Below are 16,541 nucleotides of genomic sequence, written 5' to 3' on the forward strand. Positions count from 1 at the left end.
AGACAATTAATTACCATCCTGTGTTTTGAGGATTTAAGTTTGTATTCTTGTATAGTTCGCTTTGAGGGATCGGATACAGATACATGCAATCTCTCCAGTTACGGGTTTCGTAAAGGTTCTTGTAGAAGTTGAACGTACCGTCCGCCTGCTTCTCGATCTTTACTCCGTATAGTTCCCGCTGGGTAGTATCGGCAATCTTCCATCTCCGTACATCCCAGAAACGATGATCTTCGAAAGCAAACTCTACACGCCATTCATTGTACAGGCGTTCCATGAATTCATCTTTTCCCATGGAAGGAATCAACGGCATATCGGCATTCTTTCTCACTTCATTGATGGCCCACAGAGCAGAATACTTATAAGTCTCATCTGTGTAATTGACATCATTGAAAGCGTTGACCATAGATTCCGCATACGTTAGTAATGTTTCCGCATAGCGGTAAATCACCCAATGATGCTTGCTGACAGCTTCTTTACCCGGTTCAAAGCTGGTAGCTTCCTGAATGTACTTGCGCAGGAAGTATCCTGTCGGTGAACCGCCTTGTGATACGATTCCGTCGTCGGCGCCACCTTTGAAGGTTTCAATGGTGTAGTCTTTAAACGACATTCCGTTGGCAAGAATAGCGCGGTAGAAACGTTTGTCACGATTCTCATAAGGTGATTGCGGGTCAAATGCAGGGTCTTCGCAAACCCATCCTGTGTTTTCTAGGGTTACTTTGTAACCGTTGACTGTCTCGAATGCGTCCACAAGGTTTTGTGATGGGTAATTGCTGTATGGGATAAGACTGGAAGTGCGTGTTCCCGCAGTCATGCGAAGCGGGAGATTAAACATTTCGAAGTCCGAATCATCACCATTGATCCTCATCAGTACAACTTCTTTTGAGTCGAGGTTGTTGGCACTCTCCTGGGGGTCGAGAGAGTAAAGCCCTGTGTTGATAATATCTATTGCTGCTTTGGCAGACTTTTTCCACAATTCGGTATCCATAGAAGGATTATGTAGCTTACTGGCAGCATATAGCAGTGCTTTTGACTTTACTGCCATTGCAAAGCCTTTGGTCACTCTGCCGATTTCTGCTCCCGGTTCGTTTACATAGCTGTCCGGCAAGTTATTGGCAGCGTCGTCGCATTCACTGACAATGAAGCTGATAACTTCGCTGAATGGTGTCTTGCCGATTGTATTGGCTTCCTCTTCCGTCAGTACTTCCAATGGCATGGCGATGTCACCGTAGCGGCGTGCCAGTTCAAAGAAGTAGTGTGCCCGCAGCACTCTGGCTTCGTAAGGGAAATATTTCAGCTGCTTCATCCAGTTTGTATATTGTCCGTCGTGCTCGTAGCGTGTGAAGTCCACTTGGGCAATCTCTGCTATAAAGCTGTTGGCAGCACGTATACCGCGATACAGGGTCCATGAATCGTCATAAGTTTTAATAGGCGACCAGTTACCGTTATTGGTATTCTGGATATTATCTGCATAGGCTCCGAATTCGCCGTCATCACTGGCACAGTCGCGCATGGAATATCTGTCTTCGGTGAAAATTCCGCCGGAGGTCGCAAACAGTTGGTAGCCTTGTGGCATGTATGAGTATACGTGGGTAAGCATTGATTTGCTTGTACCGAAATACTTGTACATGTCTTCTTTTGTCTTCAGGTTGTTCGTTTCATCAAAGTCAAGGTAGTTGCACGAAGCAAAGACCAACGAAGACAAAATGGTTAAGAGTATGTATTTGGTTCTCATAATGTTCATTTGTTACTTTGCATTAAAAATTAAGTTTGATACCTGCCCAATAACTTCTTGTCGACGGATAAGCGATGCCAAGTTGTTCCGGATCGGCAAAATGGATATTGTCTAATGAGAACAGATTGGTGCCTTGTACGAATACTTTCAGGTCGGCAAAGCGAGTCTGCGATTTCGGGAAAGTATAAGCTACCAATAGGTTACGCAGTTTCAGGAATGAACCGTCACGGTACCACAGTGAGCTGGCGCGATAGTTATTCAAGTTTTCTTGAGTAGTCAGTCTCGGCATGGTTGCATTGGTCTTATTCTCCGGTGTCCAGCTTATTTCTTCATTCAGGAATGTATTTGAAATGTTGCCATTGCTTACAAGTGGACTATAAAGCGGACTGTTGAGCAATGAAACAGTGACTCCGGTCATTCCCTGGAAATCAGCGGAAAGCTCCAGTCTCTTGTATGAGAAGTTCAGATTGAATCCGAAATAGAAGCGTGGAACAGATGAACCGAACATTTTCACAATGTCTTTCTCGTCGATGCGGTTGTCACCGTTCTGATCTTTGTATTTCACGTCACCGGGAGCTACGTCCGAGAAGGTTTGTTGCGGACTGTTGTTGATTTCCTGCTGGCTGTTGAAGAAGCCGATAGCTTCCAGGCCGTACATCTGTCCGATACGGTTGCCCTTGGTATACAGGTAGTCGTATTCCTGATATGCCTGGTTTACATTGACTACCTCTGTATTCAGATATGACATGCTAGCACCAATACCATAATGGAAATCACCGATCTTATCATTCCAACTCAAAGAAGCATCCACTCCTTTGTATTTATAGATTCCTTCGTTCACCTGACCTACTGTGATACCGATAATACCGGAAGTAGAATTGGCACCTGACACAAGTATATCCGAACGTTTTTCGTAGAAACCTTCTACTGTTGCATTCAAACGATTATCAAAAGCAGCGAGATCAAATCCGAAAGTCGCTTTCTGTGATTTTTCCGCTACCAGGCCGATAACCGGCAGATCGCCTTCACTGCCACCGGACTGTCCTCCGGCATTCACTCCGAAGTTATAACCGGCACCGCCGCTGCCATAAGACTGACGCCATAGTTCGTGGCTCAGATTGCCGTCCCATCCGGACAGACCGTAAGAGGCGCGAATCTTAAAGAGATTGATCGGTGTCACCTTTTCCATAAATGCTTCGTTGGAAACGATCCATGCAGCGGAAACGGCAGGATAGTTCGAGTATTTGTCTCCGTCGGGCAGGTAAGCTGATCCCGAACGGTTAAATACGGCATTGAGGCTGTAACGGTTGTCGTAAGTATATGTGGCGTTCACCAGCACAGACTGATTCTTCTGAGAGTTGTTTCTGCCGTTTTTGACAACAGACTGCATATCATAAATCAATGCTCCTCCCACCTGATGTTTGCCAAAAGTGCGGTTATAATCCACCTTTGCCTGGAAATCGCTGCGTAGCATCAGCCTTTCGAAAGGCTGTGTATGTCCCAGTGTTTCGGAGTCTGTACCATAAATGGCAGGAGTTGTCACCAGTGTACCATCGCTGGTGATACTTGCATTGCTGTTCATGTAACGATACTCTTTATTGGTGGTTTCATTCATTCCTCCGATATTATCGAAAGAGACGGATGCTTCGGCTGCCAGCCCTTTGGTCAACGCACTTAAATCCTGACGGATGCTTAGGTCGGCGAGTAGTGTTCCGTATACGTTACGGATGTGTCCGTAGTCTTTCAACAGAGCTACCGGATTACCGGTTCCGTACACAGAACTACCTCCATAAATGCCATTCTCATAACGAATGGGGAATGCAGCGGATGGAATGCCATAGATTTTGTTGAAAATAGCGCTGCGTCCATAGCGGGTACCTCTGAATTCTTTCAGTCTGCCTACAATGCCGGCTTTCAGCAATGTGCTTTCCGTCACTTTTACGTCCAGATTGGTACGTACGGTCAGACGTGTGTCTGTAGGTGTAGTGTCGAAACGTGTATCTTCCGTGTTTTTCTTCAACATGGAGCGATCCCGGTAATAGTCAACTACCGTGTAAAAACGGAATTTGTCACTACCTCCGCTGAAAGACATTTTCAGGTTGTGGGTCAATCCTGTGTTGTTCAGCGTTTCATTCCACCAGTCTACATTCGGATAATCATACGGATAGATTCCTGTCCGGAAAGCATCCAGTTCCTGCGCATTGTAGCGTGCAGGCAGACCGTCTCCGCTTAATGCGGTGTTAAGAGCGTTCGCATACGTATAGGCATCTGCGAAGTCCGGAGAACGGAATTGGGTATTGACACCGAAATTATAGTCCACATTTACCTTCAGACCATTGCTTATTCCGCGTTTAGTCGTGATCAGTACTACTCCATTCGCACCACGCATACCGTAGAGAGCAGCGGCTGCCGCATCTTTCAGAACGTAGCATGATTCGATTTCCATCGAAGTGATGTCACTGATATCACGTGGGAAACCATCAATTAATACTAGCGGGGCATTTCCGTGTATAGAGAGGGTGGATACGTTATCGGCTGACGAGCCTGTACCCTGATATACATTCAGACCTGCCACTTTTCCATACAAAGCTTTGCTGATATCTATGTACGGGGATTTTTCGAATGCGGAAGCATTGACTCCGTTGATAGAGTAACTGCTGGTCCGGGAAGATACGTTCATCTGGTAGCCGATGCTCAGTGTATCTGCCAGCTGCATTTCCGAAGCAGCTTTCGATGTCTGTGCATTCAGGGATACCGAACCTCCCAGGAGCAGAGTGATTAATATATAATTTATTTTATTCATTGTTCAAACGATATTAGTTAACGTGTCATTTACCAGCCCGGGTTTTGGGTCATTCCATATTGCTTGTTGATTTCCTCCTGAGGAATCGGAGCCAGATACCACTTGGTATCCCAGTTGGTAGCCCAGTAATGGTCTCCCAGTTCGATCTTCTCGAAGGTGAACTCAGTCGGATTGTTCAGGTCGTTACCTCTGCTTCTGAGTCCGTACAACTTCTTCTTGAAGTCGCTCTGACGGTCTCTGCGAACGAGGTCGAACCAGCGTACTTCTTCAAATCCTAATTCGAGTGCTCTTTCTCTCAGTACTGCTTCGAGGAACTGATCGTGATTCATCGTCTTGGAAAGTTCCGGCAGACCTACTCTCTTTCGTACATCGTTTACCATTTTGTAAGCCTCGTCGGTAGGGCGTCCGTTGACTTCGTTGAGTACTTCCGCATATCCCAGCATGATTTCCGCCAGACGGGTGTGTGACCATTGTACCGGACCTTCGCGATCGTTGTTTTCCTGTAAGATGTACTTCATGATCAGGAATCCGCTACCGTCTTTGTAGTCGGCATGGTTGATATAAACAGGAGCTGTTGTTCCGTTGCAGTAGGTGTCTCCGGGACAAGCTACATTTTCATACAGACGTGGGTCGCGGGTGGGCACCATTTCGCCTTTTGTAAAGAACGGTTGCTTGGAGGGTGACTTCCAGTCGAAATTTGCCGGAAAATCAGTTCCGTCTTCCCACGGAAACATATCTACATAGTTCAATGTAGGGCCGCTGTAATAACGTTGGCCGATAAAGCTGCTGTGAACATCGGAGCCATATCCTTGACGGGTAGAGATTAATATTTCTGTTCCGCCGCGGTTGTAGTAGGCCTGACGATAGGCCAGACGTCTTGCCCGGTGCGTCTCTTCCGTAGGTTGAATCAGTTCGTATTCGTGCCGTTTTTGTAATTCTGTGAAAAAGGCTGCGCCTGCTTCGGCGGCATCTTTCCATCGTTGGTCGCTGTAATTTCCGTAACAGGTATATTCGTCTGCTTCCGGATGCCATTTAGTGTTTGAGTTGAAAGTCGGACTGGCTGCCCATTGCAATACCTTGAACTTTAATGCCATCGCTCCTGCCAGGGTCATACGTCCGTCATCTGCTTTCTCGGCTTTCCAGGCCAGATTGGAGTTGATGGCTTCGTTGAGCAATCCTACGATCTTCTCTACCGTTTCGGCAAAAGTGATACGGGGGAAATTCATTGTCTCGTTTACGTCTACATAGTGGTCCAGCCATGTCACACCGCCTACATATCTCAGCATTTCGAAATAGCAGAGGGAGATCAAAACTTTGGCTTCCGCGATCCGTTCACTTTTCTCGCTGGTTGTCATGTCGGGCACTTTCTCTACGTTCTCGATATATAACCAAGCGTAACGGATGGTGGTCCAGTCAGACTTGCTTCCATAACGGTAAGCAGAATTCTTTGGGACGTTGTTGGCACTGAGTGCTCCGTTGTAATAGAGCTTGACAGGCCCATCACTGATATTGTCACGGAAACTGTAACATAAGTCTGTGATTGATTCAAGTATGTTCACACCCAATTTGTAGTCAGAGCCGGTCGGTAGCCCATAAGGTAATCCGGTATATGCTTTGGTCAGCACCTTTTCGGCATTTATTTTCGAAGAGAACATTTCTTCGGTAGTCGCTCCGGAACTCTCAGGCTGGTCGCCCAGAAATTTATCCCCGAAGCTGATTTCAGAACAGGAGGAGGCTATCAGTACGCAACCTAATGCTATTCCGAGTCCTTTTATTATTCTATTCATACAGTCGTTTTTTAGAAGTTAAGATTTAAACCGAAGCTATATACTTTGATCAGCGGATAATCTCCGAATCGGTTAGGATCACTTTCCGGATCAAGATATTTAAGCGGTGAGAAGGTCAGCAGGTTGTAGCCGCTGAAGTTTAATCCGAGTGAGCTGAGGCCCAGTTTCTTCAGGAATTTCTTTCCGGTGATGGTATAACCGAAGCTCAGACTCTTCAAGCGGAGATAGGAAGCATCTACCAACCAGAGGGTAGAAGGTTCGGAGTTCCAGCTTTCCGATTCTTCCGACGGGCGCGGATAAGTAGCTCCCAGTTGGTTGTCCGGAGTCCAGCAACCGTCGTAGAAGTAGGTCAGCAAACCACGCTTTCCGGCATTTGTATAGGGGATACGGTATTCGATGTCATACATTCTGTTAACGTTCTTGGAACCTACCCATTGCATGGTGAAGTTGAATCCTTTCCAGTCGAATCCCATGTTCATGCCGAAAACGTATTCCGGACGGGTAGCATAACCTGCTACGCTCTTGTCATTACCGTCCACGATGTGGTCTCCATTGAGGTCGGCGTACATGGCGTCACCCGGATATACCTTCTGATAAGGCTGAGGCAGTTCCGGCTTTAAGGTCAGTTCGCCGTCGGCTCCGGTGATGAAGTCGCTGTACTGATAGAGACGGATGTAGTTGTATACTCCGGTCTGGCGTCCGGTAGAGCCACCGGTCTGGTTCATATAAGAGAATTGCTTGGGCACTTCGTCCATATAGAGGATTTTGTTGCGTGCGAAAGAGACGTTGGCATCCACATTATAGGTGAAATCCTTTCCGATCTTATCGCGCCAGCCGAGAGAAACTTCGTAACCGTGGTTGTCTACCTTACCAATGTTCAGGTTAGGCAGTGCAGTTGCGATGATGCTTGGGGTCGATTCCGGAGAGATCAGAATGCCTGTGCGGTGTTCGATAAAGTAGTCGAAGGTAGCGGACAGGCGGCTGTTGAAGAACTTAAGATCAATACCGTAGTTCTGCTTGTCGGCTGTTTCCCAGGTTACTGCCGGGTTACCCATACGTGAGATGGCTGCTGCCGATTGGGAAATCGGATTGTCCACACCGAAGCTGTAACTGCCCGATGATCCCCATACGGCAGGCATGTACATAAAGCGTGAGTCTACACCCTTGTCATTACCTACACGTCCCCAGGATGCTCTGAGTTTCAGGTAGTCTACGATTTTCTGGTTTTCCATAAACTTCTCGGCAGTTGCGATCCAGCCGGCAGAGAAGGAAGGGAATACACCGAAACGGGTGCTGCCCGGAGCAAAGTTCTCCGAACCGTTGTAGCCGACGTTTACGTCGAGCAGATATTTACTTTGATAGGCGTAAGTAGCACGTCCTACCAATCCTACGTAGTTACGGGGCAGATAAGTGTAGCTGTCCGGATAATAGTTACGCGACTGATTGTAAAGGAACAGACCGGATATTCTGTGGTCGCCGAATGTACGGTCATAGTTGATACGTCCTTCCAGATACCAGTTCTGTCCGCGTCCGCTGCTTTCCGAGTAAGTGAGCGGAGTATCGCTGCCGCTGGGTACATAGATAAGTGATTTATCGTAGTCGGGATCGGTCTGTGACATCGTACCGTTGGTGTCAAAGTATGATTTGTAGTACACAGTCTGCGCTTCGATGGCGCCTCCCGTACGTACTTTTTCCAGTTTGAATTTATTGTCGTAAGCACCTTTCACGGAAACGCTCAGTCCCGGAGTGATAAAGTCCAGTTTCTGTGTGATGTCCAAATCCAGATTCAATGTCGTGTCATACGTTTGATTGTAACCTTGTCCGTAGAATACGAACATACCGTCACGCATCACTTCTCCCAGCGGAACCATATCTTTAGGAATCAGTGTACGTACTCCGTTGATAAATCCCGGTCCGGCAAACGGATGTGACCAGATCTGTGCGATTACCCAGGGGTTTTGGTCTTCTCCTGTACCCGAAACGACGCTGCGCGGTTCCTGTATCTTACCTAAAACACCACCGACACCGAGTTTCATCGAAGTGGTCTTGGTCAGATTGGCATCGATATTGGCGCGGTAGTTATAGCGGTTGTAACGATAGTTATTGTCGTACATTTGTCCGGGAAGTTCTTTCAGAAGTCCGTTCTGATAAGTATAACCTACTGAGATGAAGTATCGTACATTATCGCTACCGCCGGAGATATTTAGGTTGTTCTGGCTTTGAAGATAGATATTATTAAAAATATACTTCTTCCAGTCCATACTGGGATACATGATGGGGTCTGAGCCGGTGCGATAGGCTTCTACCTGTTCCGGAGTGAAGTATAACTTAGGATTCGTAACGTGGTCCATCTCCTGCTTCATATTCCAGAAGCGTGCGAACTCGTAACTTCCGGTCTGCTCTACCAGTGAGATGGGTTGTTGCAGACCCAGTTTGGTGCTGGCGGAAATCTGCGTTTTGCCTGCTTTACCTCTTCGGGTGGTGATCAATACAACGCCATTAGCACCTCTTACTCCGAATACAGCGGTGGAAGAGGCGTCTTTCAATACTGAAATACTTTCGATTTCGTTCGGGTCGATTTGTGAAAACTCACGTTCTATTCCGTCTACTAAAACCAGGGGCTTGGATTGTGAATCATTTAATGAACCGACACCACGTACGTAGATGGCAGCAGCATCTTTACCAGGCTGTCCGGTAGTCTGTACGGAAGATACACCCGGCAGTGCTCCTGCGAGGAGGTTCGTGATACTTGTTGCCGGAGATTTGATCAGCTCTTTGTTGTCAATGGAGGAGACGGCACTGGTAAGCATGCGCTTGTCCTGATTACCGTATGCGATAGCTACAACTTCCACTTCACCGAGGTTCTGTGCATCTTCTTTTAAGGAAACATTGATGATTGTTCTGTCTCCGACCACGATTTCCTGAGTTACATACCCGATAAAGGAAATGTTCAATACGGATTTTTTGCTTGGGGCGACGATCGTAAAGTTACCGTCAAAGTCTGTGATTGTCCCAATGCTCGTGCCTTTCACAGTCACATTAGCTCCGGGAACGCCTTCTTTGAGTGTTTCATCCGTTACTCTACCCTTAATTGTGATACCTTCTGGGGGCAAGGCATACATCAACGGTATGAATAAAAGAAACGTAACAAGAAAGCAGAATCTTAAATTGAGCGCGTTTCTCATACTGTTTAATTTGATAGGTTAATAATATATTTAGTTTATAGTTAGGTCAACCGGGTTGGGGGTGACTTTTATTCTCTTTATTCTCTCTTCAGTTTCTAAATATATCCTTTGCTTATGTGCAATAAGGTTAACTTCATTTATCTTTTAATGATGATGCAAAATTAGGGGTGATGTGAAAAATGGACGTGCAATATTCACCAAATTAGGTGCACAAATAGCTAGAAACACTATCTGTAACAAATGGGTAGACCTTGATACAAAATTATAGACGGGATGGAAAAGGAGGCTTTGTAAGGAACAATAAAAAAGCCCATCCTGTTATGTTGCACATAGGCAATAACAGGATGGGCATCTGATTGGTTCTTCTCTTTGGAGAATATGTCTTGTCTAGAAGCTGAAGCTTAATCCTCCCAGGAAGTTAAGACCTTCTGTAGGATAGCCCAGATAATACTGGTATTTCTTATTGAGGATATTATTAATCCGGGCATACACGGATACTCCTTTGAACACATTATAGCTGGCTCCGGCATGCAGGTCGCTGACTGCTGCGGCTTTAATGCCTTCTACCTTTGTGCGTCCGATATAATCGTAACCGAGATTGATATTCAGTCCTGTGATCGGGCGGAAGTCTGCGCTGAAATTAATTTCGCAGGCGGGTTTCATATACAGGCTGTATTTTTCTTTCGCATCCCAGTTACGGTAAGTTCCAGCAGCGGACAATGCAATGAGGTCTTTGTATTCATAGCTGATCTTCATACCGGCGTAGAAGTTGTTGGTATTGCTGAATTCCAGATTCAGATATTGATGTGCTGTGACCGGAGACGAGGAATTCCCTTCCTGAGCATCACCGGCAAGTGAGGGATCATAGTTGACAAATGTTTCTTCCTGTACCTCAAAGAAATCGTCTTTCAAATCCTGATAACCGCCATACAGATTGATCCATAATCCGGGATAAGGACTCGCTTTAAATCCTATCGCTGCATTCAGCTGTTCGTATGTATCAAGAATAGGGGCTGCCGGCAAGGCATAAGGACAGATCGTTTCCAGTCTGCGGAAATCGTTGACCAGCTTGCCTCCGGTAGCTTGCGCATAGAGTACGTAGCTGTCGGAGAAGATATACTGTGCTGTTACATCCGGAGACACGCGGAATGATTTACCGCTGCCGAATGAGAGATCTACATTGGCTCCTGCACGCAGATTCCAGCTGTCGCTGCTAAGTTTATAATGCGGATTCAGTGCCAGAGCGGTACGGTTCTCATATACCTGGAGGTCGTCAGCAAGTTTCAGGTCTTTATTGTAGATGAGATTACGCATGTCCAATCCGATGTTGATGCTCTGTTCGTCGCTGATAGCGCCGCTGATCAATCCTTTGGTATGCACTTGTGTTTCTCCGACTTTGTCATTGAAAAAGAAAGTGTTATTGTTCTGACGGTTGTACATCATCAGATTGGTTTCCGCTTCGAACTGTATGGGATAATTTTCATCTGTCGATTTTACTCCCAGATGGAAGTCTCCTGAAGTAAACTTCTGCTTGCCGGGCTGAACCGGAGAAAGGTTGAAATTGCTGAGTCCGAAATTAGCGGCGATGTTGAAATCTACCTTGTTGAACTGGTGGATATAATCGATATTCGCACGGGTACGGTAATAATAAGCGTTCCATTTCGTGTCTGCTTCCGGCATAGTCAGTTTGCCATCCATTCCGTCCATCTGAAAGCGGACGTTCAACTTGTCCCTGTCCGACAGACGGAACAGGTAATTGGCAAGGAGATCCAGATTACCGTAGTTTCCATATCCGGCGCGTATATATCCGGGCTTGCTGCCGGGCTGCACTTCCGTTCCTACATAGGGACGCATTAGGTCGGCAGGAATAGAGGTAGCCGGGAAGAAAGTAGTGGCATATTCCACTTCCTTTTTGCTGACGGTAGGTTCTTCCACTTTGGGCAGCACATTCACTTTGGAAGCATCCAGAATGTCGGGATTATATTCCTGTTCTACGACGACCGTGCGGTTCATGGTCGTATCTTTCGGCTGAGTATTCTGTGCCTGAAGGTTGAACGGCATCAGAAATGCCAGTGTAAAGCCTCCTGCTATATAAAGAGTTCGTTTCATACTTTTCAATCTTTACTTGTTTAGTTTCTTTAGTCTGTCTTCAATCATGCTCTCGATATCGTCATTGCCTTGGTAATTCTGTTGCAGGCTCAGCAGATACTGGCGTGCGTCGAGGTCTTTACCCATAGCGACATATACGTCCGACAGGAGGACAAAGCTGCGTGCCAGCCAATAAGCGTGTGGCGTACTCTGTTCGATGTAGTTGAGCAGTTCTTTTTCTGCCGCCGTATATTCTTTTGCGTCATAAAGAGACTGGGCAACCTGATATTTAGCTTCGGCACCATAAGAATTACGGGTATCCTTGGCCAGTTCGCGGAAATCATCCAATGCTTTCTTGTCCGCTTTCTGATTCTTATAAGCTTTTGCGCGATAATAAAGAGCTTCGTTCTTCAGTTCCGGACTAAGCTTGGCTTCAGCCAGCACATCGGTAGCCGCGTGAATCGTTTCTACGTCGTCTCTCAGCAGGAAGGCACAGCGCAGGATACCGGTTTCGGCAAGCTGGCGGCGTTCTACATTGGTAGCTTTTTCTTTCAGCATCTTGTAGCTTGCCAGAGCTTCTGCCATCTGTTGCTGGTTGAACTGTACTTCTGCACGCATGATCAGCGCTTCTTCTGCGAATGGATTATTCGGATATTCAAGCAATTTTCCGGAGTGGAGGAGCACCATATCATAATTCTTCTGCTCATTTCCAATCTGGCAGAGGTAATAATGTGCATTCAGGCTAAATGCTCCTTCTGGGAAAGTTTGCAGATATTTATTAAGGCTGCTCTTGGCTTCTTCTGTTCTGCCACGTGCATAAATCTTTTCGGCAGCCGCATACGTAAGTGAGTCCTGTTCGCTGGCGTCAAAGCGGATGTGTCCCGGCATCGCATTGGCTAAAGCCGCAAATTCATCGATACGGTTCAAATCTACATAGATAGATTTCATATCGCGCATTGCCAGGCGGGCTTCTTCGCTGCCCGGATATTTCTCAATCACTTGTTTGTACGCATTGATTGCCTGGTCGAAGTTGCCGTTCTGATAATACAGCAAACCGATTTCAGCCGCAGCTTTCCGGCTGACGGGGCTTTCGGGATATTTCTCCAGCAATTCCTTGAAAGAGGTAATAGCTTGACCGTTGTTATCCATCAGTACATAAGAACGTCCTTTCTCATAGATGGCATTCACTGCGTATGGAGAAGAAGGATATTTGCCGACCAGTCTGTTCAGAAGAGTGATCTTACCGGTATAGTCTTTCTGTAAACCGGATACCAGTGCCAGCTGATAGAATGAGTAATCGCCGGAAGGAGTATTCATTTGTTCGGCTTGCGAGTAGTAGTGCTTGGCTTCTTCAAAGTTGCGCACATTCAGATGACAGTCTCCGATACGGTTGTAGGCATCTGCAAGCGCTGTTCTGTTTTCGCCTTTTTCCAGTTGGATATACTTTTGGAAGTAATTGCTTGCCTGTGTATAGTCCTTACGATGGAAAGCAATGTATCCTAGGTTGTAGTTGGCGAGCGCATACATTTCATTATTGGGCTGCGTGGTCAGTTGCAGATAAGCGTTGAAATCGCGGGCGGCTTCCATCATCCGGTTGAGGCGGTAGTAAGATTCTCCGCACCAGTAATAAGCGTCCGCCTTTGTTTGGCGGTTGTACTGCCCGATGGCGATGGACTGGTTCAGATATTGGAGAGCCTGTTCGAAATTGGCATTGGCAAATGACTGTGTACCCAGTTGGAAGAGAATCTTTTGTTTGGCTTCCATGATCTGTGCACTCGGCTTGGCGATCCGTTCGATTGACTTTAAAGCAGCTTCGTAGCTGCGGGTATTCATATAAACTTCTACCAGATAGTTGCTTACTTTCTCGGCATACGGAGAAGTCGGGAATTCATTGAGGAATTTTTCAAAAGCAGTAACCGATTCACCGAAAGCGGAGTAGGATGTTTCGTGCAGGCAAAGTGCATAGTTGTAAGCGGCCTGTTCCTTAATCTGCAGGTTGGCGTTGGAGGCGGCTGCCTGTTCGAAAGCCATACGTGCCTTGTTTTTTTCTGCCAGTTGCAGGTAAGAGAGTCCCATGTGCAGGTAAGCATTCTGGGTCAGGGCATCGTTGGCGGTCGTCACTTGTCCCAGCATTTCGGCTGCTTTGGAGTAGACTTTTGTCTGGTAATAGGAGAGTCCCAGCATATAAAGTGCATCCCGGCGGGGAGCAGAGTGATCTCTGTCCAGATAGCCGGTGAATGCTTCCACTGCCTGGTGATATTGTCCGAAATGGTAGTAAGCGTCTCCCAGAATGCGGTACATCTCGGCAGCGTGCTCGTTGTTCGGATAGGCCGACAGGTAGTTTTGTGCTACGATCTGCGCCTTATCATAGTTCTTTTTGATAGCATAGATTTCTGCTATGTAGTAAGGTACGAGTTCTTTGTACTTCGGGTCGTCCTGCAAAGGGAGGAAGTCTTTCAACGCTTCATCATAGCGCTTCTGAGTGTAGCGGATATAAGCGAGATAGTAACTGCAGTCCTTTGCATATTTGGGACTGCTGGCACGTAACGTTTCGAACCAGATGGCGGCTTCTTTCAGATTATCAGTCTTCATGTAGCAGGTTGCCAGTTGGTAGGTGCGGTCGTCGCGCTCCTCATTTCCCAGTAGATCGAGCCGTGTAGAATTAAAGAGTGCCAGGGCCTCATCATATTTCCCTTCATAGAAGTAGCAGGAAGCCAGTAGTGAATAGATTCGGTTGGCGTAGGGAGTATCCGGATAACAGTCGAGGTACTTGCGCAGTAACTCGATGCGGTTTTTGTCTTTCAGTTCATAAGCCGAACTGACTAACATATATTCTGCGTCCTGAAGGAGACTTGCTGTTGGCTTTTGCTTTACAAATGCTTTCAATGCAGGTATGGCAGCTGCATAATTTTTTTCCTGGAAAAGTTCTTTCCCTTCTTTATAAAGGTTGACAGGAGAGGTTATCTTTTCGCTTGTCTGTGCGGAGATGGCAATTGGTGCACAACACAACAAGGTGCAGATAATTCGTGATATTCTTTTCTTCATAATCTAGTGTTTTGACAAAAATACGACTATATCTTCCAACGAAAACCCTTTGAAAGTTATTTTATAATCATTTAAATCTTTATGTAAATTATCTCTCATCCATTTTGAATCCGAAATACTTATTCTTTTTGGACTCTTTTTTATCTTCCTGATGAGAGTAATTAAGTCTGATGTTGAATTTCATGTGATTGTTGTTTTATAATTATTGGTGGTTACAAAGATAATACGAATCTTAGTATTTTCCTCATTTAAAACGTTGTCTGATACCCAAAAGTTTAGTGCCCCTTTTAGTTAATTGTGTTGAGCCAGAAACTGTACAAGTCCCCGCCGAATGGAATCCAGCCCGAAATCTTCCGGACGTATCTCTGATAATGGCAGGAAGAAAGAATCTGCCACGTCATCCATTGCCGAGAAATGGCTCATGTCTTTTACGGTACAGAGAAAGAACATATCGAGCGTATGAACGGAAAAGCCGGAATAGATATAAATGTTCGGCAGGGAGAACTGATAGGTCGCTTTTTCTACCTTCAATCCTGTTTCCTCCCATACTTCCCTGCCTACTCCTTCTTCTCCTGTTTCGTTCATGTCGATAAATCCTCCGGGAAGGTCGAGTGTCCCTTTGGCCGGTTCTTTGGCACGGCGGCAGACCAGCAGTTCCTTCTTTTCATTCAGAATCAGTGCCACGGTAGCGGAAGACGGATTGAAATAATAAACAAAGCCGCAGTCTGTGCATTTCTTAGACTTCTCGTTGTTCACTTCGAAGTGCGGAGAACCGCATTCGGGACAGTACAGGAATTGGGCAAGAGGATGTTTCATCATAACTGATTTTATATAATAGATTGTTTGCCGACAAAAATATAAAATCTTTTCTTCAGATATGGAATAATGTGATTACAAAATGCTAAATACCCCGTCTTATTAGTATCATTAATAACAATCATATACAAATTAAAAGAATCAGACTATGAATAACAAAATGAATATTCCTTTATCAGGAATTATTCCTCCGTTGGTAACTCCCTTGTTGGACGATGATGTGTTGGATGTGGAAGGTTTGCAAAGATTGATCGAACATCTGATAGCAGGGGGAGTACATGCTCTTTTTGTGTTGGGAACTACCGGTGAATCACAGAGCCTCAGTTATAAATTGAGGATGGAAATGATTAAAAATACCTGCCGTATAGCGAAAGGACGGTTGCCGGTATTGGTATGTATTTCCGATACTTCGATTGTGGAGAGTGTGAACCTTGCCTGCCTTGCGGCAGATCATGGAGCCGATGCCGTCGTTTCCGCTCCTCCTTACTACTTTGCGACAGGTCAGCCCGAACTGATCGAGTTTTATGAGCATCTGCTGCCTCAGTTGCCGTTACCATTATTCTTGTATAATATGCCGACTCATACAAAGGTGAACTTTGCACCGGCTACGATTCAGCGGATAGCGGAGAATCCCGGCGTAATCGGTTTTAAAGACAGTTCGGCAAATACGGTTTATTTCCAGTCGGTGATGTATGCCATGAAAGATAATCCGGATTTCTCGATGCTGGTGGGACCGGAAGAAATTATGGCGGAATCCGTACTGCTGGGGGCTCATGGCGGCGTAAACGGTGGTGCGAATATGTTCCCCGAATTGTATGTGAGCTTATACAACGCTGCGAAGAATGCAGATATGGAAGAAGTGAGACGTTTGCAGGAAAAAGTAATGCAAATCAGTGCTACGATATATACGGTAGGGCAACATGGGTCCAGTTACCTGAAAGGTCTGAAATGTGCTCTCAGTCTACTCGGAATATGCAGCGATTATGTGGCTGCGCCTTTCCATAAGTTCGAACAACGGGAAAGAGGAAAAATATGGAAGGCACTTCAAAATTTGGGAGTTGATGTAGTGCTCAGGTAATTAATCA

General features: G+C 46.0%; 8 protein-coding genes. 1 reads left to right on the forward strand and 7 read right to left on the reverse strand.

The genetic code is table 11. The features are described from left to right. Positions 1 to 10: 10 nt before the first annotated feature. The 7 genes from KTR07_RS05420 to KTR07_RS05450 all read right to left on the reverse strand — a co-directional run bounded on the left by KTR07_RS05420 (position 11) and on the right by KTR07_RS05450 (position 15,456). Entirely contained in the window at positions 11 to 1,732 is a 1,722-nt protein-coding gene (locus tag KTR07_RS05420; protein WP_008761942.1) for a RagB/SusD family nutrient uptake outer membrane protein, read from the reverse strand. Positions 1,733 to 1,754: 22 nt separating this feature from the next. Next, complete coding sequence (locus tag KTR07_RS05425) at positions 1,755 to 4,535, reverse strand: SusC/RagA family TonB-linked outer membrane protein (RefSeq protein ID WP_011108499.1); 2,781 nt, start codon at positions 4,533 to 4,535, stop codon at positions 1,755 to 1,757. 29 nt (positions 4,536 to 4,564) lie between these two features. Further along, on the reverse strand, positions 4,565 to 6,322 hold the full coding sequence (locus tag KTR07_RS05430; RefSeq protein WP_117981326.1) for a RagB/SusD family nutrient uptake outer membrane protein: 1,758 nt from the start codon (positions 6,320 to 6,322) through the stop codon (positions 4,565 to 4,567). A gap of 11 nt (positions 6,323 to 6,333) precedes the next feature. Then, on the reverse strand, positions 6,334 to 9,507 hold the full coding sequence (locus KTR07_RS05435) for a TonB-dependent receptor (RefSeq protein ID WP_048692643.1): 3,174 nt from the start codon (positions 9,505 to 9,507) through the stop codon (positions 6,334 to 6,336). Between the two features lie 387 nt (positions 9,508 to 9,894). Further along, on the reverse strand, positions 9,895 to 11,616 hold the full coding sequence (locus KTR07_RS05440) for a hypothetical protein (protein WP_055229228.1): 1,722 nt from the start codon (positions 11,614 to 11,616) through the stop codon (positions 9,895 to 9,897). A 12-nt stretch (positions 11,617 to 11,628) separates the two neighbouring features. After that, positions 11,629 to 14,640: a tetratricopeptide repeat protein gene (locus KTR07_RS05445; RefSeq protein ID WP_055229229.1), complete on the reverse strand. Its 3,012-nt coding sequence runs from the start codon at positions 14,638 to 14,640 to the stop codon at positions 11,629 to 11,631. Between the two features lie 291 nt (positions 14,641 to 14,931). After that, positions 14,932 to 15,456 carry an NUDIX domain-containing protein gene (locus KTR07_RS05450; protein WP_011108496.1) on the reverse strand — a complete coding sequence of 175 codons (525 nt, stop codon included), beginning with the start codon at positions 15,454 to 15,456 and terminating at the stop codon, positions 14,932 to 14,934. 148 nt (positions 15,457 to 15,604) lie between these two features. Here KTR07_RS05450 and KTR07_RS05455 point away from each other — a divergent pair, with 148 nt between their 5' ends. Beyond that, positions 15,605 to 16,534, forward strand: coding sequence for a dihydrodipicolinate synthase family protein (locus KTR07_RS05455; RefSeq protein WP_008761948.1), 930 nt, complete (start codon positions 15,605 to 15,607; stop codon positions 16,532 to 16,534). Positions 16,535 to 16,541 lie beyond the last annotated feature (7 nt).

This window comes from Bacteroides sp. MSK.20.82 (assembly GCF_019052485.1).
Classification (GTDB): domain Bacteria; phylum Bacteroidota; class Bacteroidia; order Bacteroidales; family Bacteroidaceae; genus Bacteroides; species Bacteroides thetaiotaomicron.